Origin of the sequence: Curtobacterium sp. PhB142, from assembly GCF_004341255.1 — a bacterium.
Classification (GTDB): domain Bacteria; phylum Actinomycetota; class Actinomycetes; order Actinomycetales; family Microbacteriaceae; genus Curtobacterium.
Window position 1 is genome coordinate 57,815 of the sequence record NZ_SLUT01000006.1, and the last position, 20,562, is coordinate 78,376.

At 71.0% G+C, this 20,562-nt stretch carries 20 protein-coding genes; 17 read left to right on the forward strand and 3 right to left on the reverse strand.

Annotated elements, in window-relative coordinates; all coding sequences use genetic code 11:
* Nucleotides 1-444: 444 nt before the first annotated feature.
* Nucleotides 445-1,584, reverse strand: a complete 1,140-nt coding sequence (locus EDF31_RS12800) for a glutamate--cysteine ligase (RefSeq protein ID WP_194673401.1) — start codon at nt 1,582-1,584, stop codon at nt 445-447.
* A gap of 119 nt (nt 1,585-1,703) precedes the next feature.
* Between EDF31_RS12800 and aroA the strand changes: the two genes are divergently transcribed.
* The 8 genes from aroA to trmD all read left to right on the forward strand — a co-directional run bounded on the left by aroA (nt 1,704) and on the right by trmD (nt 11,337).
* On the forward strand, nt 1,704-4,964 hold the full coding sequence (aroA, locus tag EDF31_RS12805; protein ID WP_131846396.1) for a 3-phosphoshikimate 1-carboxyvinyltransferase: 3,261 nt from the start codon (nt 1,704-1,706) through the stop codon (nt 4,962-4,964).
* Complete coding sequence (locus EDF31_RS12810; RefSeq protein ID WP_131846397.1) at nt 4,961-6,130, forward strand: acyl-CoA dehydrogenase family protein; 1,170 nt, start codon at nt 4,961-4,963, stop codon at nt 6,128-6,130. The genes aroA and EDF31_RS12810 overlap by 4 nt, the downstream gene beginning before the upstream one ends.
* Before the next feature lie 143 nt (nt 6,131-6,273).
* Nucleotides 6,274-7,131 carry an SDR family oxidoreductase gene (locus tag EDF31_RS12815; protein WP_131846398.1) on the forward strand — a complete coding sequence of 286 codons (858 nt, stop codon included), beginning with the start codon at nt 6,274-6,276 and terminating at the stop codon, nt 7,129-7,131.
* Between the two features lie 4 nt (nt 7,132-7,135).
* Nucleotides 7,136-9,256: an FAD-dependent oxidoreductase gene (locus EDF31_RS12820; RefSeq protein ID WP_207896211.1), complete on the forward strand. Its 2,121-nt coding sequence runs from the start codon at nt 7,136-7,138 to the stop codon at nt 9,254-9,256.
* Between the two features lie 164 nt (nt 9,257-9,420).
* Nucleotides 9,421-9,834, forward strand: coding sequence for a 30S ribosomal protein S16 (gene rpsP, locus EDF31_RS12825; protein WP_111086066.1), 414 nt, complete (start codon nt 9,421-9,423; stop codon nt 9,832-9,834).
* A gap of 3 nt (nt 9,835-9,837) precedes the next feature.
* Complete coding sequence (locus EDF31_RS12830; protein ID WP_111086067.1) at nt 9,838-10,074, forward strand: RNA-binding protein; 237 nt, start codon at nt 9,838-9,840, stop codon at nt 10,072-10,074.
* Nucleotides 10,075-10,093: 19 nt separating this feature from the next.
* Nucleotides 10,094-10,639: a ribosome maturation factor RimM gene (rimM, locus tag EDF31_RS12835; protein WP_123294799.1), complete on the forward strand. Its 546-nt coding sequence runs from the start codon at nt 10,094-10,096 to the stop codon at nt 10,637-10,639.
* Between the two features lie 5 nt (nt 10,640-10,644).
* A complete protein-coding gene (trmD, locus tag EDF31_RS12840; RefSeq protein WP_131846399.1) occupies nt 10,645-11,337 on the forward strand; it encodes a tRNA (guanosine(37)-N1)-methyltransferase TrmD in 693 nt (230 codons plus the stop codon).
* Between the two features lie 213 nt (nt 11,338-11,550).
* On the opposite strand, the gene map is transcribed toward trmD, so the two are convergent.
* Nucleotides 11,551-12,342 (reverse strand): type I methionyl aminopeptidase, encoded by a 792-nt coding sequence (gene map / locus EDF31_RS12845; protein WP_131846400.1) that lies wholly within the window; start codon nt 12,340-12,342, stop codon nt 11,551-11,553.
* 167 nt (nt 12,343-12,509) lie between these two features.
* Between map and rplS the strand changes: the two genes are divergently transcribed.
* The 9 genes from rplS to EDF31_RS12890 all read left to right on the forward strand — a co-directional run bounded on the left by rplS (nt 12,510) and on the right by EDF31_RS12890 (nt 19,725).
* On the forward strand, nt 12,510-12,866 hold the full coding sequence (gene rplS, locus EDF31_RS12850; protein WP_123339832.1) for a 50S ribosomal protein L19: 357 nt from the start codon (nt 12,510-12,512) through the stop codon (nt 12,864-12,866).
* Between the two features lie 133 nt (nt 12,867-12,999).
* Entirely contained in the window at nt 13,000-13,743 is a 744-nt protein-coding gene (gene lepB / locus EDF31_RS12855; protein WP_131846401.1) for a signal peptidase I, read from the forward strand.
* Nucleotides 13,740-14,438: a ribonuclease HII gene (locus tag EDF31_RS12860; protein ID WP_131846402.1), complete on the forward strand. Its 699-nt coding sequence runs from the start codon at nt 13,740-13,742 to the stop codon at nt 14,436-14,438. Before lepB ends, EDF31_RS12860 begins: the two co-directional genes overlap by 4 nt.
* Nucleotides 14,439-14,677: 239 nt before the next feature.
* Nucleotides 14,678-15,001, forward strand: a complete 324-nt coding sequence (locus tag EDF31_RS12865; protein ID WP_111086072.1) for a DUF2469 family protein — start codon at nt 14,678-14,680, stop codon at nt 14,999-15,001.
* A gap of 105 nt (nt 15,002-15,106) precedes the next feature.
* Nucleotides 15,107-15,454, forward strand: coding sequence for an Lsr2 family protein (locus EDF31_RS12870; RefSeq protein WP_111086073.1), 348 nt, complete (start codon nt 15,107-15,109; stop codon nt 15,452-15,454).
* 153 nt (nt 15,455-15,607) lie between these two features.
* Complete coding sequence (locus EDF31_RS12875) at nt 15,608-15,997, forward strand: YraN family protein (protein WP_131846403.1); 390 nt, start codon at nt 15,608-15,610, stop codon at nt 15,995-15,997.
* Nucleotides 15,994-17,517: a YifB family Mg chelatase-like AAA ATPase gene (locus EDF31_RS12880; protein WP_131846404.1), complete on the forward strand. Its 1,524-nt coding sequence runs from the start codon at nt 15,994-15,996 to the stop codon at nt 17,515-17,517. Before EDF31_RS12875 ends, EDF31_RS12880 begins: the two co-directional genes overlap by 4 nt.
* On the forward strand, nt 17,514-18,761 hold the full coding sequence (dprA, locus tag EDF31_RS12885) for a DNA-processing protein DprA (protein WP_131846405.1): 1,248 nt from the start codon (nt 17,514-17,516) through the stop codon (nt 18,759-18,761). Before EDF31_RS12880 ends, dprA begins: the two co-directional genes overlap by 4 nt.
* Nucleotides 18,762-18,786: 25 nt before the next feature.
* Entirely contained in the window at nt 18,787-19,725 is a 939-nt protein-coding gene (locus EDF31_RS12890) for a tyrosine recombinase XerC (RefSeq protein ID WP_131846406.1), read from the forward strand.
* Nucleotides 19,726-19,824: 99 nt separating this feature from the next.
* Here the strand turns inward: EDF31_RS12890 and EDF31_RS20015 are convergent, their stop codons facing one another.
* A complete protein-coding gene (locus EDF31_RS20015) occupies nt 19,825-20,406 on the reverse strand; it encodes a M23 family metallopeptidase (RefSeq protein ID WP_165901420.1) in 582 nt (193 codons plus the stop codon).
* Nucleotides 20,407-20,562 lie beyond the last annotated feature (156 nt).

Here is a 20,562-nt window from a genome sequence, read left to right on the forward strand (position 1 = left end):
GTGGCGGATCCGCCACGGGCCTCCCGTCCGTATGCGCGCACGTCGCGACGTTCCTTCCCAGAACGGCCGCGATGGAAAGCCGAATCGGGCGTACCTGGTCGAAAGAAACGACCCGGTACGCCCGGATCGACCAGGCATGCCCGGAGCGACCGGGTGAGTGGGCGCGGACTGGAGGCGCGGGGCGGGCTCGTGACGTTCTTTCCCAGAACGGGCGCGATGGAAAGCCGAATCGGGCGTACCTGGTCGAAAGAAACGACCTGGTGCGCCCGGATCGACCAGGTGTGCCCGGAGCGACCAGGTCGGTGGGCGCGGTCTCGAGGCGCGGGGCGGGCTCGCGCCGCTCTTTCCCAGAACGGGCGCGATGGAAAGCGGAATCGGGCGTACCTGGTCGGAAAAAACGACCCGGTACGCCCGATTTGACCAGCTACGCGGAACGACCCGGGGTCACAGGGACTCGCGGAACTCCGTCACCAGGTGGCGGACGACCTCGCGCAGGTCACCGCCGTGCTCCTGGGCGACCCGGAGCTGCCGCTGGTACGACGCACCGTTCGCGATCATCGTGTCGAGGTGGTGCAGCTCCTGCTGGCAGCCGAGCCGCTCGGCCACCGGGTCGAGCCGCTGCACCAGGTCGTGCACCTCGTCGGTCACGAGCCGCTCGTCGCCGGCGGCGTTCGTGATGATCTCAGCCTCCATGCCGTAGCGGGCGGCGCGCCACTTGTTCTCACGGATGAACCACGGCTGCATCGTCGGCAGGGTCTCGCCGGCGTCGAGCCGGTCGGACATCGTGGTGACCAGGCACTGCACGAGCGCGGTCACGGCGCCGACCTCGTGCAGGGTCGAGATGCCGTCGGAGACCCGGTTCTCGAGCGTCCCCCACTTCGGCGACGGGCGGATGTCCCAGCGCAGGTCCTTCACGCTGTCGATGACGCCGGTGTGCGTGAGGTCGCTCACGACCTCTTCGAAGTTCGCCCAGGCACCGAGTGCGGGCGGCAGGCCACCGGTCGGCAGCTGCTGGAACATGAGGGCCCGGTTCGAGGCGTATCCGGTGTCGATGCCGGCCCAGAAGGGGCTCGATGCGGTGAAGGCCTGCAGGTGCGGGACGTACGCGAGCATCGCGCCGAGGATCGGCAGGGCCTTGTCGCGGTCGTCGATGCCGACGTGCACGTGGACGCCCCAGATGAGCATCTGCCGACCCCACCAGCGCGTCCGGTCGATCAGGGTCGTGTAGTGCTCGCTGTCCGGGGTGATCTCCTGCTGGTCCCAGACGGCGAACGGATGCGTGCCGGAGCACATGACCTGGGCGTCGAGCGGCTCGGCGGCGTCGATGACCTCGCCGATGATGCCGGACAGCTCGCTCGTGGCGTCGCGGACCCGTGAGTGCACGCTGGAGACGACCTCGACGGTGTTCGTCAGGAGTTCCTCGGTCACCCGCTCGCGGTCGCCGAGTCGTTCGTGCACGGCCGCGATCACGGCAGGGGCACGGGGCGCGAGGTCGCCGGTCGACAGATCGACCAGCGGGAGCTCCCACTCGACGCCGATGGTCGACGGAGGGGACTCGGTGAAGCGGATGTCCATGCTGTACATCCTGCCCGGAAGGTTGTCGGACACGCACAACGACGGCGGCTTCTGGTCGTGCGGATCCGATTCACAGTAGTTCCACACCGGGCGTACCGTTGATATGTACAGAGCAGGAAGAGGTACGCATGCAGTTGGTCGTGCGCGGCACGTCCGCACCCCTCGTCGGGGAACTCGACGTCCCCGTCTCGAAGTACCACGCGCACCGCGCGCTGGTGCTCGCGTCGCTGGCGAAGGGGACGAGCATCGTCTCCGGCATCAGCGCCACCCGCCAGGTCGAGTGGACCGTCGGCACGCTCCGCGCCCTCGGCGTCGACGTGAAGCGTCGCGGGGACGAGTACCACGTCACCGGGCTCGGCGGCCGGTACGAGGCCACCGACGTCGTCGACCACGGGTCCCGTGGCGCCGACGGCATCCTGAACATGGGGTCCTCCGGCACCACGCTCTACTTCATGACCGGTCTGGCGTCGCTCGCCGACGAGCCGATGACGCTCGTGGGCATGAAGTACTTCCAGCGCCGGCCCATCAAGGCGCTGCTGACCTCGCTGACCCAGATGGGCATCGAGCTCGAGGCGACGAACGACTGCCCGCCCGTGACCGTCCAGCCGAGGCGCCCCCGCGGCGGCGACGTCACGATCGCCGGGACCCTGTCGCAGTGGGTCTCCGGCCTGCTCCTCGTGGCGCCGTTCGCCGAGCAGGAGACCCGGATCCACATCACCGGCGACCGGCTCAACGAGCAGCCCTACGTCGAACTGACCGTCCGGATGATGCGAGAGTTCGGCCTGACGGTCGAGGTCTCCGACGACTGGCTCGAGTACCGGATCCCGGCGAACCAGCAGGCCATCCCGCACGACTACGTCATCCCGCCGGACATCGGCTCCGCCGCGTTCGGCATCGCCGCGGCCGGCATCCGCGAGTCGAACCTGCTCCTGCGCGGCATGACGGCCTTCACCACCGCCGAGACCGACCACCCGGAGAGCGAGTTCCTCGACCTCGCGACGGCGATGGGCGTCCCGATGCGGATCGACGAGGAGACCGGGTTCGTGCGCATCGAACACGACGGTTCCCCGCTGCGACCGCTCGACATCGACTGCCAGCCCATCCCCGACCTGCTGCCGGTCCTGTCGACCATGGCCACCTTCGCCGAGGGCACCACCCGGCTCTGGAACGTCGCCCACATCCGGTTGAAGGAGTCCGATCGCGTCGCGGCGATGCTGCAGCTCAACCGCATGGGTGGCCGGGCCGAGCAGGGTGCCGACGAACTCCGCGTCACCGGTGTCGGGGCTGAAGGACTCCACGGCGCGCAAATGTCGTCGTTCAACGACCACCGGGTCCTGATGTCGCTCGCCGTCGCCGCCTCGAAGGCGCGCGGTGCCTCGGGGCTGACCTACCCGCGGGCCTACCGGATCTCGTACCCGACGTTCCTCGAGGCGATGAACTCCGTCGGCCTCGACATGGAGGTCGGCGACGCCCTCGCCGCGCAGATCGCCCGCGACGACCGGGCCGACGCGGCCGAGGCCGCCGCGATCGCCGACGCGCGCACCGACCTCGGCGAGCGCACCGATGGCGAGCGCGCCGATGGCGAGCGAACCGACGGTGAGCGGGCCGACGGTGAGCGGGCCGACGGCGCGCAGCAGCCGGTCGCTCCCACGACCCCGGAGCCGCTCGCGCTCGCCGGTGTCGACGCCGACCCCCTCGTGCTGAGCGAGAAGGTCCGCGCGCTCGCGACGACCGATCCCGACGGCCTCGCGGTCATCGAGGTCGGCGGCGCAGCACCCGTGAACACCACGTGGCGGGAACTGCAGGACGAGGCCGACAAGGTCTCCGCGCTCCTGCTCGAGCTCGGGGTCCGCAGGGGCGAGTCGGTCGCCATGCAGTTGCCGAACTGGCGCGAGTTCGTCTCCATCACCCTCGGGGCGATCCAGATCGGGGCGGTCGCGACGCCGATCATGCCGGTGTTCGGACCGCGCGAGACGACGATGACGCTCGCCCGGTCCCGCGCCCGTGTGGTGTTCCTGCCGAACGTGTTCCGCAAGCGCCGGCCCGCGCTCGAGCTCCTCGACGTCATCGACGAGGCGAAGGCGCAGCAGCGTCGGCTGTCGGTCGAGCACGTGATCGTGCTCCGGTCCGAGGCGCGCGGCCAGGTCGACGCCCCGACGAACCAGCCGCCGCTGCCGGCCGACGCCCTGGACCGGGTGGCCACGAGCGACTGGCACTGGCGCTACTTCGACAACGCCCTCGACGCCGTGCACGTGGACGTCGACGAGATCACCTCGCGCGCGCCGGGCCCCGACGACGTCTGCCAGCTGCTGTTCACGAGCGGCACGACGGGGGAGCCGAAGGGCGTGCAGCACCCGCACCGCACCCTCGGGCTGGCCACGGCCATGCACGTCGCGCAGTCGGGCTTGACGAGCGCGGACCGGATCTACATCCCGTCGCCGCTCGCGCACCAGACCGGGTTCCTGTACGGCATGCTGCTGGCGTTCCGGCTCGGTGCGCCGCAGGTCATCCAGCCGGTGTGGGACGGCACCGTCGCGCTCGAGCAGGCGTTCGGCGTCGCGAAGGCGTCGTTCGTGCAGTGCGCGACCCCGTTCCTGACCGACCTCGTCGACCTGGTCGAAGCCGGTGCCGCCCAGCCCGAGTCGCTGCGGATCTTCGTGCCGACCGGTGCCGCCGTGCCGCGGGCCCTCGCCCAGCGGGCCGCGACGGTGCTCGGCACGGCCATCCTCGGCGCGTTCGGTACGAGCGAGACCTGCCTCGGCGCCCTGTCCAGCCCGATCGACGACCCGGCGGCAGCGTACGGGCACGACGGTCGTGCGCTGCCGGGCATCCGGATCCGGATCGTCGACGACGAGGGCCACGAGCTCCCCGCCGACACCGAGGGCAACTTCGAGCTGCACTCGCCGACGATGTTCGACGGGTACCTCGACCGCCAGGACCTGACCGACGACGTCTTCACCGAGGACGGCTGGTACAAGACCGGCGACCTGGCGAAGGTCGACGCGAACGGCTTCCTGTCGATCACCGGCCGGATCAAGGACGTCATCAACCGCGGTGGCGAGAAGATCCCGGTCGTCGAGATCGAGAACCTGCTCTACCAGCACCCCCTGGTCACCGACGTGGCGATCGTCGCGATGCCGGACCCCCGACTCGGTGAGCGCGCGTGCGCGTTCGTCGTGCCGGCTGCCGGTGCCGAGCGGCTCGACTTCGCGGCGATGCAGCAGGCGCTCGACAAGGCGGGCGTGAGCAAGTACTACTGGCCAGAGCGGCTCGAGTCCATCGACGAACTGCCGCGCAACGCCGTCGGCAAGGTCCAGAAGAACGTCCTGCGTGAGCAGGCAGCCGCGTTCGTCGCCGCGAGCACCACGAAGGAGAACGAGACACGATGACGCTGGTCATGGAAACCGCCACCGAATCCGCCTTCCAGCAGCTCAAGGCCGAGGTCACCGAGTGGGTCCGCGGCCGCGGTGAGGAGTGGGCGGACGAGATCGAGCGCACCGGCCGGGTCGCCCCGGAGCTGTTCCAGGAGCTCAAGGACAACGGGTGGCTCAGCCTCGCCGCCCCGACCGAGCTCGGCGGACGGGCGATCCCGTTCTCGCGCTACCTCGAGATCATGGAGATCGTCTCGCGTTCGCACGCGTCGATCCGGATGCTCGTGCACGTCATCAACGGCACCTGGCGCGCGATGGCCCCCTACGCGACGCCGGAGCAGATCGAGCAGGTCGTGAAGCCGAGCGTCGCGGGCGACAAGCTCGTCGCGTTCACCCTGACCGAGGCCACGGCCGGCACCGGCGCGGACATCCGCACCACCGTCCGCCGCGAGGGCGACACCTACGTCATGAACGGTGAGAAGCACCTCATCACGTTCGGCGTGCAGGCCGACTACTGGCTCATCGCCGCCCGCCTCGAGGGCACCAGCGGCCAGGACGGCACGGTCGCGTTCCTCATGCCGAACAGCGGGCTGCCGGGCGCCGAGGTGATCGACGACTCCGACACCATGGGCATCCGGGGCACCGACCACGCGATCCTGCGCTTCACCGACGTGCCCGTGCCGGCCAGTGCGCTGCTCGGCGCCGAGGGCCAGGGGCTCGAGGTCGCGCTCGGCGGCTTCCTGCTGCCGAGTCGCGTGTCCGTCGCGATGAGCGCCGTCGGCCTCGCCGAGCGTGCGAACGAGCTCGCCGTCGAGTACGCGAACAAGCGCGAGACGTTCGGCAGGCAGCTGTCCAGCCGCCAGGCGATCCAGTTCTACCTGGCCGAGAACTACGCCGACATCGCCGCCGCCCGCGCCCTGGTGCTCGAGGCCGCCCGAGCCTACGAAGAGGACCGCCCCGACGCGGGCACGTTGTCCAGCGCCTCGAAGATGGTCGCGGTCGACATGCTCGCCCGCGTCACCGACAAGGCCCTGCAGGTGCACGGCGGCCAGGGCTACTGGAAGCGCAACGCGATCGAGCGTGTCTACCGCGACGCGCGCGCGCAGCGCTTCGAAGAGGGCACCAACGAGATCCAGAAGCTGGTCGTCGGCCGCGCCGTCGTCACCGGCAAGGCCGGGTTCTAGACAGCAACCACCCACCGGACGGGAGGCCCGTGGCGGGCCCGCCACGCGCCTCTCCCCATCGACACGGCCCGGACGCCGCTGGCGCGTCGCCCGGGAACCGGCGATGTGGGCCCAGTCCGTCCCCACGCACGCAAAGGACCGCAGTGACCGACAACACGAACGCACCCATCGCACTGATCACGGGCGCTTCGCGCGGCATCGGCCGCCTGCTCGCGCAGAAGCTCGGCCAGCGCGGCGTGACCGTCGTGGTCACGTACAAGGGCAACGCCGACCTGGCCGAGGAATCCCTGGCCGACGTCAAGGCCGCCGGCGGCGACGGGATCACCGCGCAGGTCGACATCGAGCAGCCGGAGTCGATCGACGCCCTGTTCGACCTGGTGCGGGACACCTACGGCCGCCTCGACCACTTCGTCGCGAACGCCGCCGCCAGCGCGTTCAAGCCGGTCAAGGAACTGAAGCTGCACCACCTGGACCGCAGCTACGCCACCAACGCCCGCTCGTTCGTGCTCGGGGCGCAGCGTGCCGCCGAGCTGATGGACCGCGGTGGGCGCATCGTCGTCGTGACCTCGTACGGATCGCTCCGCGCGTTCCCGACCTACGCCGCGCTCGGCGCCGCGAAGGCCATGAGCGAGTCGTACATGAAGTACATGGCGGTCGAGTTCGGTCCGCGCCAGATCACGGTGAACGCGGTCAACGGTGGCCTCATCGACACCGACTCGCTCGAGTACTTCTACACGAAGGTCCCCGGCCAGGCGCCGATCGACTCGGTGTTCGAGAAGCTCCCGCTGCAGCGCCCCGGCACCGCCGACGACATGGCCGACGCGGTGGACTTCCTGCTCTCCGACAAGGCCGGCTACATCACCGGGCAGGTGCTGTCGGTCGACGGCGGCCTGACCGTGATCGCCCCGCCGTTCTGGGCGGACACGACGTCGCCGCTGCGCGACGCGGTGCTGCCTGCTGACGACGCGGCTGTCGACGCGGCTGTCGACGGGGCAGAGTAGGGGCATGAGCACCGTCGCCATGCCCGAGCTCGCCGTCGTCTCCTCGCCGTGGACACTCGGCCCCCTGACCCTGCCGAACCGGGTGGTCATGGGGTCGATGCACACCGGACTCGAGGTGCACGACGACGGTGGGGCCGGCATGGCGGCGTTCTACCGCGAACGTGCTGCCGGCGGTGCCGCGTGCATCATCACCGGCGGCATCGCGGTGAACGACGAGGCCCGTGGTGGCCCGGACTTCGCCGTGTTCGGTGTCGGGGGAGCGGACGAGCGGTTCCGCACGGCGGTCGACGCCGTGCACGAGGAAGGCTCCACGATCCTCGCGCAGCTGTTCCACGCCGGGCGGTACGCGCTCGCCGCGGGGATGGTCGACCGGCACGGGGAGCCCCAGCGCGTGGTGGCGCCGTCGGCCCTGCCCTGGGCGGCCGCCCGCGGCGTGGTGCCGACCGAGTTGACGCCGGCCGAGATCGAGCGCACCATCGAGGACTTCGCCGCCGCGGCCCGGTCCGCGCGGGACATCGGGTTCGACGGCGTCGAGATCATGGCGTCCGAGGGCTACCTCATCAACCAGTTCCAGTCGCCGCTGACGAACCTGCGTGACGACGAGTGGGGCGGTTCGCCGGAGCGTCGACGGCGCTTCACGGTGGCGGTCGTCGAGGCAGTTCGTGCAGCGGTGCCCGACCTGGCCGTGACGATCCGGCTCTCCGGCGCCGACCTGATGCCCGGTTCGTCGACCGAGGACGACGTCGACGCCCTGGTGCACGACCTGCTGCCGCTCGGGCTCGACGGCATCTCGGTGGGGATCGGCTGGCACGAGTCCCGCACCCCGACCGTGCAGGCCGCCGTGCCGCACGGCGCCTGGCTCGCCTACGCCGCGCGCATCGCCGGGGTCGTGCGCGCCTCGTCGTACCCCGACGTCCGGGTGATCGCGTCGAACCGGATGACCGACCTGCGCGACGGTGAGACGGTCCTCGCCGACGGGACCATCGACGCCGTCGCGCTCGCCCGACCGTTCCTCGCCGACCCCGCGCTCGTGAACCGGTCGCTCGCGGGCCGCTTCGCCCTGGTGAACACGTGCATCGGCTGCAACCAGGCCTGCCTCGACCGCTCGATCATCGGTGCGCCGGTGTCCTGCCTGGTGAACCCGCGCGCCGCCCGCGAGGTCGCCTTCCCCGCGCGTCCGACCACCGACCCGAAGCGCGTCGACGTCGTCGGCGGGGGACCGGCCGGTCTCGCCGCAGCCGTCGACGCCGCCCGACGCGGCCACCGCGTCACCGTTTGGGAAGCCGCCGACCGGCTCGGCGGCCAGTTCGGCCTCGCCGCGCTCGTCCCCGGCAAGGAGGACTACGCCGCCACCGTGCGGGCTGCCCGCGCCGAGCTCGACGAGCGCGGGGCCACGGTGCACCTCGGTCGCCCGGCGACGCCCGCGGACCTGGCCGACAGCGACGCCGTGGTGCTCGCCGCCGGGGTGGTCCCGCGCGACGTCGACGTCCCCGGTGCACACCTGCCGCACGTCCTGTCGTACGAGCGGGCACTGCGCGAGGGCGTGCCCGCCGGCACCGTCGCGATCATCGGCGGTGGTGGCATCGGCGTCGACACCGCAGCCTTCCTGACCGAGTCGCCGGACGAGTCGGTCCGCGCCACCGAGTTCGCGGCGCGCTGGGACCTCGACGTCTCCGAGGAGCTCGTCGGCGACGTCCCCCAGCGGCTGCCCGCTGCGTCGCGCACGATCCGGCCGGGCTCCGACGTCACCGTGTTCCGCCGATCGGGCAAGTTCGGGCAGGGAGTGGGGATCACCTCGCGCTGGGTCGCCATCGGTCGCCTCCGTGACGCGGGGGTGCGCATGGTCGGTGGCGTGCAGGAGTACCTGCGCATCGAGCCCGGTGCCCTCTGGATCCGCGACGAGCACGTCGAGGAGCGTGCGATCCCGGCGGACACCGTCGTGGTCTGCGCCGGGCAGGAACGCGCGATCGACAGCGAGGGTGACGCGCCTGACGGACTCGTGACGGGCCTCCAGGCCGCCGGTGTGCCGTTCGCCGTCGTCGGCGGCGCACGCGACGCGCGGAGTGTGGACGCGGTCCGCGCGACGTCCGAGGCTCTCGAAGCGGTCCGGCGACTCGCGCCGTAGCGCGTCGGCTCGCATCGCGGCCCGGAATCTGTAAGAATGAACGGTCGAATCGCCGCAGCTCGACCCTCTATCCAGCTGTGAGCGATCTCTCTCGAGCTTTCACCGTGTGTGCCCCCACGCCCGCGGTTCCAGTTCAACCACAACGTAAGCAAACAGGAGCAATTGTGGCTGTCAAGATCCGTCTGAAGCGTCTCGGTAAGATCCGTGCGCCCTACTACCGCATCGTCGTCGCCGACTCGCGCACCAAGCGCGATGGTCGTGTCCTCGAGGAGATCGGTCAGTACCACCCGACCGAGGAGCCCTCGGTCATCAAGATCGAGTCCGAGCGTGCGCTCTACTGGCTCGGCGTCGGCGCGCAGCCGACCGAGCAGGTCGCGGCCCTCCTCAAGCTGACCGGCGACTGGGCCAAGTTCAAGGGCGAGAAGGACACCGCGTCCAAGGTCAAGGTCGCCGAGCCGAAGCAGGCCTTCCAGGTCGACTCCTCGAAGAAGGCTGTCCTCAAGCCGAAGTCGGAGAAGACGGCTCCCGCCGCCAAGACCGACGACGCCGAGACCGCCGACGAGACGACCGAGGCGTAGTCCTTGCTCGAATCCGCGCTGACGCACCTCGTCAAGGGGATCGTCGATCACCCTGACGACGTGCGCGTCGCCAGCTCCACCTCCCCGCGGGGCGAGGTCCTCGAGGTGCGCGTGCACCCCGAGGACCTCGGCCGCGTGATCGGTCGTGCCGGGCGGACCGCCAAGGCACTCCGCACCCTCGTCTCGGCCCTGGCCGACGGCAAGCGGGTGCGGGTCGACGTGGTCGACACCGATTCCTAGGGAGACGACCCAGCTCCGGGTGGGTCGAATCACGAAGGCACACGGGCTCAAGGGCGGCATCAAGCTCGAGCTCTACACCGACGACCCGGATCGTCGGTTCACCCCCGGTGCCACGTTCACGCTCCAGGTCCCCGACGACTCACCGTGGTCGGGCAAGACCCTCGAGCTGGACGAGCTCCGCTGGTACAACGGTCACCCCGTCGCGTTCTTCGCCGGGATCGACGACCGCACCGGCGCCGAGTCGCTCGCCCGGATCATCCTCTGGGTCGAGCAGGACGCCGACGCCGAGACCGGCGAGGACGACGCCTGGTACGACCACCAGCTGGTCGGGCTGAAGGTGCTGCGCGACGGCGTCGAGGTCGGCACCGTCGCCCGGGTCGACCACATGCCGGCGCAGGACCTGCTCGCGATCGACACTCCGTCGCGCGGCGAGGTCCTCGTGCCGTTCGTCGCGGCGATCGTGCCCGCTGTCGACATCGCGTCCGGCACCGTCACGGTCACGCCGCCGCAGGGCCTGTTCGAGGACCCCGAGGACACCTCCCGGCCCGAGACGGTCACGGACTAGCTGCCGTGCGGATCGACATCGTCACGATCTTCCCGGAGTTCTTCTCCGTGCTGGACGTGTCCCTGCTCGGCAAGGCCCGCTCCGGTGGGCTGCTCGACCTGCACGTGCACGACCTGCGCTCCTGGACGACCGACCGGCACCGCACCGTCGACGACACCCCGTACGGCGGCGGCGCCGGCATGGTCATGAAGCCGGAACCGTGGGCGCAGGCGCTGGACGCCCTGCTGCGGCCGGACGGCTCGTCGACCCTCGTGGTCCCGACGCCCGCCGGCACGCCGTTCAAGCAGTCCATCGCGCGCTCGCTCGCGTCGACGTCCGACCACCTCGTGTTCGCCTGCGGGCGGTACGAGGGAATCGACGCCCGCGTCTTCGAGTGGGCGGCGTCACGCTGCTCGGTCGTCGAACTCTCGCTCGGCGACTACGTGCTGAACGGCGGCGAGGTCGCGGCGATGGCCATGATCGAGGCCGTCGGGCGACTCGTCCCCGGCGTCGTCGGCAACCCCGAGTCCCTGGTCGAGGAGTCCCACGAGGACGGCCTGCTCGAGTACCCCTCGTACACGAAGCCCGCCGTGTGGCGTGACCACGCCGTGCCCGAGGTGCTGCTCAGCGGCCACCACGGCAAGGTCGCTGCGTGGCGGCACGAGCAGCAGGTGGAGCGGACGCGGCGCGTCCGGCCGGACCTGCTGCCCGACGCGTAGCGCCTTCCTGACGGGCGCGCGTCCGGCTGCCGGTTGACGCCTGCCGGTTGTCGCTTTCGCGAAAGCGACAGTCTGCCGCGGAACATCCGCGGGCAACTGTCGCTGTCGCGCACATGACGGCGGCCACAGCCGAGATCTGTCGCTTTGGGGCACTGGTCGCGACCAGTGCCGGACGGGAGGCGCGGGGCGGGACCGCACCGCGCCTCCAGTCCGTCAGCTGGTCGGGTCGGCGCGCTGGGCGCGACGCAGGGTCAGGACCTCGGATCCGGCCTCGGTGACCGCCACCGTGTGCTCGACGTGCGCAGCACGTGAGCCGTCGACGCTCCGGAGCGTCCAGCCGTCGTCGTCCTGGTACAGCTCGTCGGTGCCCTGCATCAGCCACGGCTCGATCGCGACCACCAGGCCCGGCCGGAGCTTCAGACCGCGCCCGGGTCGCCCGTCGTTCGGCACGTGCGGGTCGCCGTGCATCGTGTGACCGACACCGTGCCCGCCGAACTGCAGGTTGACGCTGTAGCCCGCCTCCTTCGCCACGTGCCCGATCGCGTGCGAGACGTCGCCGAGCTTCTTGCCCGGAGCAGCCTGCGCGATGCCGGCAGCCAGGGCGCGCTCGACGGTCGAGATGAGCGTCTGGTCCTCGTCGCGGGGCGTCCCGACCTGCACCGACACGGCGGAGTCCGCCACCCAGCCGTCGACGCTCGCGGCGAAGTCGAGGCTGACGAGGTCGCCGTCCTGCAGCACGTGGTCGAACGGCAGACCGTGCAGCGCCGCGTCGTTCACCGAGGTGCACAGGTTCTTGCCGAACGGCGACTTGCCGAACGAGGGGTGGTAGTCGACGTAGCAGCTCTCGGCGCCCCGGTCGGCGATCATCCGCGCGGCGACGCGGTCGAGCTCGAGCAGGTTCACGCCGACGTCCACCGTGGCGAGCAGTTCGTCGAGGACGTCGGCCACGAACCGACCGGCGACGCGCAGTCCGTCGAGTTCCGTGGGGGTGCGCAGTTCGATCATGGGTCCATCCTCGCTGTTTTGCCCCCGGCGTTCCGTGTGGCAGTATGGATCGCTGTGCCCTGGCTGGACTCTGCCACGGGGGAGTCGCCGACACCGGGCACGCACCACCACTTCATCAGACATCGATCCGCGGCGACCCGTGTGCGTCCGCAGAGAGTAGAACAGCCATGAGCCAGCTCCTCGACAACGTCGACGCAGCATCGCTGCGGACCGACGTCCCGGACTTCCGCGCCGGTGACACCATCAAGGTGCACGTGAACATCGTGGAAGGCACGCGCTCGCGTATCCAGGTCTTCCAGGGTGTCGTCATCGGCCGTCAGGGCCACGGCATCGGCGAGACCTTCAAGGTCCGCAAGGTGAGCTTCCAGGTCGGCGTCGAGCGCTGGTTCCCGGTGCACTCGCCGATCATCGACCACATCGAGATCGTCACCAAGGGTGACGTCCGTCGCGCGAAGCTCTACTACCTGCGCGAACTGCGCGGCAAGGCGGCCCGCCGCAAGATCAAGGAGAAGCGCGACGCCTGATCGCCTTCACAGTGAGCGTCCGCGAGCCGGACGCCGCTGCTGGCCCCTCGCCGATGTACGGTTGTGCATCGACGGGGGGCTTTCCCTTTGCGCCCGCTGAACCCGGGCGGGCACGGTGTGAACGAGAGCGGAAATGACGGACACGACTGAGGAATCCGGGCGCAGGCCCCGGCCCGAGAAGCAGCGCAACGGGATCCTCACATTCCTCCGCGACCTCGTCATCATCTTCATCGCGGCGCTGCTCGTGTCGTTCTTGGTCAAGACGTTCCTGATCCGCTCGTTCTACATCCCGTCGGCGTCGATGGAGAACACGCTGCAGATCAACGACCGCGTGATCGTCAACGAACTCGTCCCGGGTGTCGTGGCGCTGAAACGCGGCGACGTGGTCGTGTTCAAGGACCCGGGTGGATGGCTCGCCGGGTCCGAGGTGCCGAGCGTCACGCCGGACACCCAGCCCGCCAAGGCGATCGACTGGGTCCTGACGCAGATCGGCCTCGGGACCGGCGACAGCGACGACCACCTCATCAAGCGCGTGATCGGTCTGCCGGGGGACAAGGTCTCCTGCTGCAACGACCTCGGGCAGATGTCCGTGAACGGCGTCCCGATCAAGGAGCCGTACCTCAAGCTGCCGGCCGGCGCTCCCGCGTCGGCGACCGACTTCTCCGTCACCGTGCCGAAGGGCACCATCTGGGTGATGGGCGACAACCGCAACGACTCCAAGGACTCCCGCTACAACGGGGACACGCCGTCGAAGGGGTTCGTGCCGTTGTCCGACGTGACCGGCCGGGCCTTCGTGATCTCCTGGCCGACGAGCCGCTGGACGTGGCTCGACGACCACCCCGAGGTGTTCGCCGGGGTGGAGGAGCGCGAACAGTGACCGCCGTCCGCCCCTCCCTCCGCGTCGAGAAGCGGCTGCTGGCCGAAGGCCGTGTCACGGTCATCGGGATGGACGAGGTCGGACGCGGTGCGATCGCCGGTCCGGTCGGCGTGGGCGTCGCGGCCGTGACGATCGACGTCGGGCGGGTCCCGCAAGGTCTGGCCGACTCGAAGCTGCTGTCCGCCACCCGCCGGACGGACCTGGTCCCCGTCGTCACCCGGTGGGCGCGCACCGCCGTCGGCATGGCGTCCGCCGAGTACGTCGATCGGCAGGGGATCGTCCCGGCGCTCGGAGCTGCAGGGGCGCAGGCGCTCGAGTCCCTGGTCGCCGGGGGCCTGTCGCTCGACGGCGCCGTCGTCGTGCTGGACGGGTCCTTCGACTGGCTGACCCGTGCCGTCCCCGCGTCGCTCCGTCCGACGACGGACCCGCTCGAGGTCGTCGTGCAGGTCAAGGCCGACCGGGACTGCGCCTCGGTCGCCGCGGCGTCGATCGTGGCGAAGGTCGCGCGGGATGCCCTGATGATCGCAGCCCACGACGAGGCACCGCACTACGCCTGGGCGTCGAACAAGGGCTACGGCTCGACCGTGCACTACGACGCCATCCGCGCGGTCGGAGCACACGCACTGCACCGCAAGTCATGGCTGCACCAGGCGTCGAGCGTGTCACTCGAGGGCTTCGACGCGCTCGTCGGCTGACGCGCTGCGGTCGCGCCCGCCTGCCGTGCCTGTGGCCCGCGAGGTTCCGAAATCTCGGCATCTCGGCCCATGCCCGGTGCCGCCGCGGAACCTCGGCGGAGCGCACACGGCGTGTTGTGGAACCTCGGTGGGCTCGGATCGGGAGCGGATGCCGAGCTTGCTCGCACTTCCGTCTTCGGGTGCATCCCTCGAGCTGCTGTCGCACACTGGTGCGGCTGCCGCCGTAGACTGTGGGCGCAATGGATGAGGACGAATTCGACGACTACGACCGCGAGGTCGAGCTGGCCCTGTACCGCGAGTACCGCGACGTCGTGTCGCAGTTCCGCTACGTGGTCGAGACCGAGCGGCGTTTCTACCTGGCGAACGAGGTCGAACTCGTGCGCCGGGACACCGAACACGATTTCTACTTCGAACTGACGATGAACGACGTCTGGGTGTGGGACGTCTACCGTTCCGACCGGTTCGTCAAGGGCGTCCGCGTCCTCACGTTCAAGGACGTGAATGTCGAAGAACTGACATCGCGAGAACTCGAACTGCCGAAGGAACTCGCACTCGACGAGTGATCGTCAATTCCGGTGCATTCGGCGAATCGCCGGTGATCGGTGACGTGCCGGAATTCCACGCGCTATTCTGGTCGGGATTTCCCGTCCAATGAACAGGAGCCGCGCATGGCACAGAAGGTCACCGTCCAGCTCGTCGACGACCTCGACGATTCCCCCATCACCACCGGTGAAGGTCGCACGGTCGAATTCGGTTTCGACGGCTCGTCGTACGAGATCGACCTGACGAACGACAACGTCGACAAGTTCCGCGAAGCGATCTCCGACTACATCGCCGCAGCGCGCAAGGTCTCCGGTCGTCGCACCGGCAGCACGGCGCCGAAGTCGGCCCCGAAGCGTGGCAACTCCGAAGAGCTCGGCAAGATCCGCGAGTGGGCGAAGGAGAACGGCTACGAGGTCTCGACCCGTGGTCGGATCTCGACCCAGGTGCAGGAAGCGTACGCAGCCGCACACTGAGCCGCTGTCGACGAGGGACCCGGGTGATCGCGATCACCCGGGTCCCTCGTCATCCCTCCCCAAGGGGGATCGTCGTCGACTCATTCCACAGAGTCTTCGTCGGCGCCCATCCGCGCTGCCCGTTCCCGCGATCGTTGCCGTGGAGGCAATGACATGGAACAGAAGCTGCACGATCGCCCCGGACGAACACTCCGGAACGGCCGCCTGGGGCGGTTCGGTGAGGACCAGGCCGTGGCGTGGTTGCAACAACGGGGTTTTCGGGTCGTCGAGCGGAATTGGCGGTGCGCCCGGGGCGAGATCGACATCGTCGCGTGGGATTCCTGCACACTCGCGTTCATCGAGGTGAAGACGCGATCCGGTACGACGACGGGGCATCCGTTCGAGGCGATCACGGCGACGAAGCTCGCGCGGATGCGACGACTCGTGGCCGAGTGGTTCGACGCCCATCCGGAGGTTTCGGCACGCGCGATCCGCATCGACGTCGTCGCGGTCCACGTCGACGGCCCCCGGACGGCCGTGCAACACGTGGCGGGTGTGCTGTGACGGGCATCGGCCGTGCTGCGGCCGTCGCCCTGCTCGGCGTGACCGGGCGCCGGATCGAGGTCGAGGCCCACCTGACCAGCCAGCTGCCCGCCTTCAGCATCATCGGACTGCCGGACACCTCGCTCGGCGAGGCGCGCGAGCGAGTCCGTGCCGCCGCTGCGAACGCCGGGTGTCCGTTGCCGGCGCGCCGGATCACGGTGAACCTCACGCCCGCGGCGATCCCGAAACGGGGTTCCGGCTTCGACCTGGCGATCGCGATGGCCGTGCTCGCCGGCGCCGGACTCGCACCCGACGTCAGTGAGCGGATCGTCTACATCGGGGAGCTCGGTCTGGACGGTCGGGTTCGACCGGTCGCCGGCGTCATCCCGATGCTGCTCGCCGCCCGCGACGCCGGGGCCGACCGAGTCGTGCTGCCGATCGGCAACCTGCCCGAGGCCCGTGTGGTCGACGGCGTGCGCACCACCGGGGTCGACTCACTCCGTGCGGCTGCGATCGACGCCGGCGCGCTGCTGCCGCCGGTCGAGGTCGACGCGGTGCTGCCGGTGCCGGTGCCCTCGGTCCAACGCCCGGCGGCCGAACTGTCGGACGTCGTCGGGAACCCGATCGGGGTGCGCGCCGTCGTCGCCGCGGCGGCCGGAGGGCACCACGCGCTCCTGCTCGGTCCACCCGGTGCCGGCAAGACGATGCTCGCGGAGCGCCTGCCCGGACTCCTGCCCGACCTCGACGACGCGACCGCGCTCGAGGTCGCCGCCGTCCGGTCCGTCGCCGGACTCGGACCGGCGTCGTGGAGCACGAAGCCCCCGTGGGAGGCCCCGCACCACTCCGCGTCGGCGATCTCCCTGATCGGCGGCGGCTCCGGTGTGCTGCGACCCGGAGCAGTGTCGCGGGCGACCGGCGGCATCCTGTTCCTCGACGAAGCACCGGAGTTCCCCCGTGCGGTGCTCGACGCGCTCCGTCAGCCGCTCGAGTCCGGTCGGATCACCATCCACCGGGCTGCGGGCGCCGCCGAGTTCCCGGCGCGGTGCCAGGTCGTGCTCGCTGCCAATCCCTGCCCGTGCGGCAACGCCGGCGGAGCGCACGGCCAACCGTGTGAGTGTCCGCCGAGTGCGGTTCGGCGCTACCTCGGGCGGATGTCCGGACCGCTGCTCGACCGGATGGACATCCGGGTGCTCGTGCCCCGGGTGACGACCGGGAAGATGCGTGGTGCCGACGGGAGCACGCCGACGACGGCCGAGGCCCGCGCCGGCGTCGCCGCGGCCCGCGCTCGGATGGCCGAACGCCTCCGGGACACCGGGTGGACGAAGAACGCCGAGGTCACCGGAGCCTGGCTGCGGGCGGACGGTCGGATCGAACCCGGTTCGACCACCGAGCTCGACCGGGCGCTCGACCTCGGCACCTTGACCATGCGGGGGTGGGACCGGGTGATGCGGCTCGCGTGGACCCTCGCCGACCTCGAAGCGGTCGACCGTCCGAGCAGAGCACACGTCCGGGGTGCTCTCGCCCTTCGGAGCGCGCTGTGAGCGGCGTGGGGCCCGGTCACGGCAGCGAACTGCTCGCCGCGATCCGGCGGGTCCTCGGGACTGACGGGGCGTCGGACCCGGTCCAGACCGCCGCTCGGGTCGCGTGGTCCGTGATCGTGGAGCCCGGGGACTCCGTCGCCGCTGAGCTCATGGCGGCCCTCGGGTCGGAGCACGCCCTCGGCTCGGTCCTGCTGGCAGCCGACGGTGCGTTCGAGGATCTGCTCGACGGGTGTGTGGAGGCCGGCGTACCCGGTGCGGAGGATCCCGATGCGTTCGCCGGTGTCCTGCACACGGCCATCGACCGGTGGCGACCGCGCTTGGTCCGGTCCGACGTGGCCGACGTCGTCGCCTCGGCCGAAGCCGTCGGGGCACGACTGCTCGTGCCCGGGTCCGCTGGGTGGCCGACGGCGATCGACGACCTCGGCCCCCACGCACCACTCGTGCTCTGGACTCGCAGCGCCATGGCGGGTGTCGGCGACGGGGCACCCGCCCTGGCCGTGGTCGGGTCGCGGGCGAACACCATCGCCGGGGCCGAAGCAGCCGCCGAGATCACCTCGTCCGCCGCGGACGCCGGCTGCACGATCGTCAGCGGCGGCGCCTACGGGATCGACGCGGTCGCACACCGGGTGGCGATCGCCGCAGGGGCCCCGACGATCGCGGTCCTGGCCGGGGGGATCGACCAGCTCTACCCCGCCGGCAACGTCCAGCTGCTCCACAACGTCGCTCGGCAGGGCGCCCTGGTGGCGGAGTCGGCGCCGGGGACCCGCCCGACCCGGTGGCGTTTCCTTGCCCGGAACCGGTTGATCGCCGCCCTCGCCGATGCCGCTGTCGTCGTGGAGGCCGGTGCGCGGTCCGGTGCGCTCAACACCGCACACCACGCCGGGCAGCTCGGTCGCCCGGTGTTCGCCGTCCCGGGAGCGTTCGCGTCCTCGGCGTCGGTCGGGTGCCACCGGCTCGTGGCGCAGGGCCGGGCGCAGCTCGTCGTGCACCCGGGGGACCCGGTCGCCGCGATGCGTCCCGTGACCGCATCCGTTGCGACCGCGGCGGCGGACGAACCCCTCGTGTCCCTCCAGCGCGATCCCGAGGTCGTCCGGGTCCTCGACGCGCTCGGCCGTCGTGCCCTGCCAGAGGCCGAGATCGCTCGACGGTCCGGGCTGTCCGGAGCTGCGGTGGCGGACGCTCTCGCGCTCGCGCAGTTGCAGGGGCTCGTGGCGCACAGCAGCGGCGGGTGGGGCCGCGCATGACGTCGGCCAGCCGTACGCTGACGACGTGGCGGATCGAGCAGAGCAGAAGGAAGAACGACTCGTGGCAGCGGTCGACTCGTTCCTCGGGCACGCTCGACACGCCAGGGGGCTCAGCGAGCAGACGCTCCGCGCGTACGCGAACGACCTCGAGCAGTTCGTCGGGTTCGCCGCGCAACGCGGCGTCGTCGGCATCGACGGGGTCGACCTCGAACTCCTCCGTGACTGGTTGTGGGAAGCCGACCAGCGGGGGCTCGCACGGTCGACGATCGCCCGCCGGTCGTCGTCGGTGCGGGCGTTCACCCGGTGGGCGAGCGAGACCGGGGTGACCGCGACGGACGCCGGTGTGCGGCTCCGTGCACCGAAGGGCGGCTCGCACCTGCCGCGGGTGGTGTCGGCCGATCAGGTCCGTGGGTTGCTCGACGGCCTCGCGGCCCGTGCAGCGACCGACGATCCCGGTGCGCTGCGGGACCTGGCGCTCGTGGAGCTGCTGTACGCCGCGGCCATACGGGTGAGCGAGCTCGTCGGCATCGACGTCGCCGACGTCGATCGCGGGCGGCTCACGGTCCGCGTGCTCGGGAAGGGCGGGAAGGAGCGGGTCGTGCCGTTCGGCGTCCCGGCCCGTGACGCACTCGAGGCGTGGACGTCGCGGGGGCGTCCGACCCTCGCGGCGCGGGCCGACGTACCGAGCACGGCACTGTTCCTCGGTGACCAGGGTGGCCGGCTCGGGGTGCGGAGTGCGTACCGCGTGGTGGCTCGGCTGCTCGGCGACCTTCCCGGCGAAGGGCCGAGCGGACCGCACACCTTCCGGCACACCGCGGCGACGCACCTGCTCGACGGGGGAGCGGACCTGCGGGCGGTCCAGGAACTGCTCGGGCACGCGAGCCTCGGGACGACGCAGATCTACACGCACGTTTCCTCAGCACGGCTGCGCGAGGTCTACCGGACGGCCCACCCGCGCGCCTGACGGCGCGACCGCCGCGCCTGACGTTCGGCCACACACCCGTCCAGCCACCGGGCCGTCGCACGTGGAAGTCGCCCGTCGCCCACCGCTCGTCGCCGACGCTCACCCCGGCCAAGCGGACTCCGGCAACAGGACGGGCCACTCGGCCGCGGGAAGGTACGACGTCGGGTCCACGTAGCGGCCGTCGACCCGCGCGCCGAGGTGCAGACACGGTGCCGAGGCCGGACAGTGCCCCACGGACACCCGGCCGACCGGATCACCCTGTCGCACGTGGTCCCCGGCAGCGACGAGCGGCTGCACCGAGTCGAGGGTGCTGACGAGCCCGCCGCCGTGGTCGACCGTCACGACGCTCCTGCCGCCCACCGGTCCGGCGAACGCCACCGTGCCGTCGTCGACCGCCGCCGCAGTCGTGCCGAGCGGCGCCGGGACGTCGATCCCGCGGTGACCGGCGGCGTAGTCGTCGGACGGCGGCTCCCACCCGCGCTCGACCACCCGCGTGCCGGTCGGCCAGACCCACGGCTCATCAGCACGAATCGCCGCCGTGCGATCCCGGTGGTCGCGCACGTCCTCCGGCGCGGGCCCAGGTGCGGGCAACGACGCGGTGGCCGCCCCGAGCATCCCGATCACCACCACCATCGCGACGACCGGGGGGAGCCGAGTGCCGGAGCCCGGGAACAGGAACATGCCGCCACTCTGTCCGGCCCGGACCCGCCACACGACCGAGGTGAGGCGGTCCGTGGAGGGTGGGGCGGGCCTCCCGGCCTGTGGAGGGACGACGCGACCGCAACGAACGACGTCCTCGATGTCGCACGACATCGACGGTGTCGTTCCGAGTCGAGG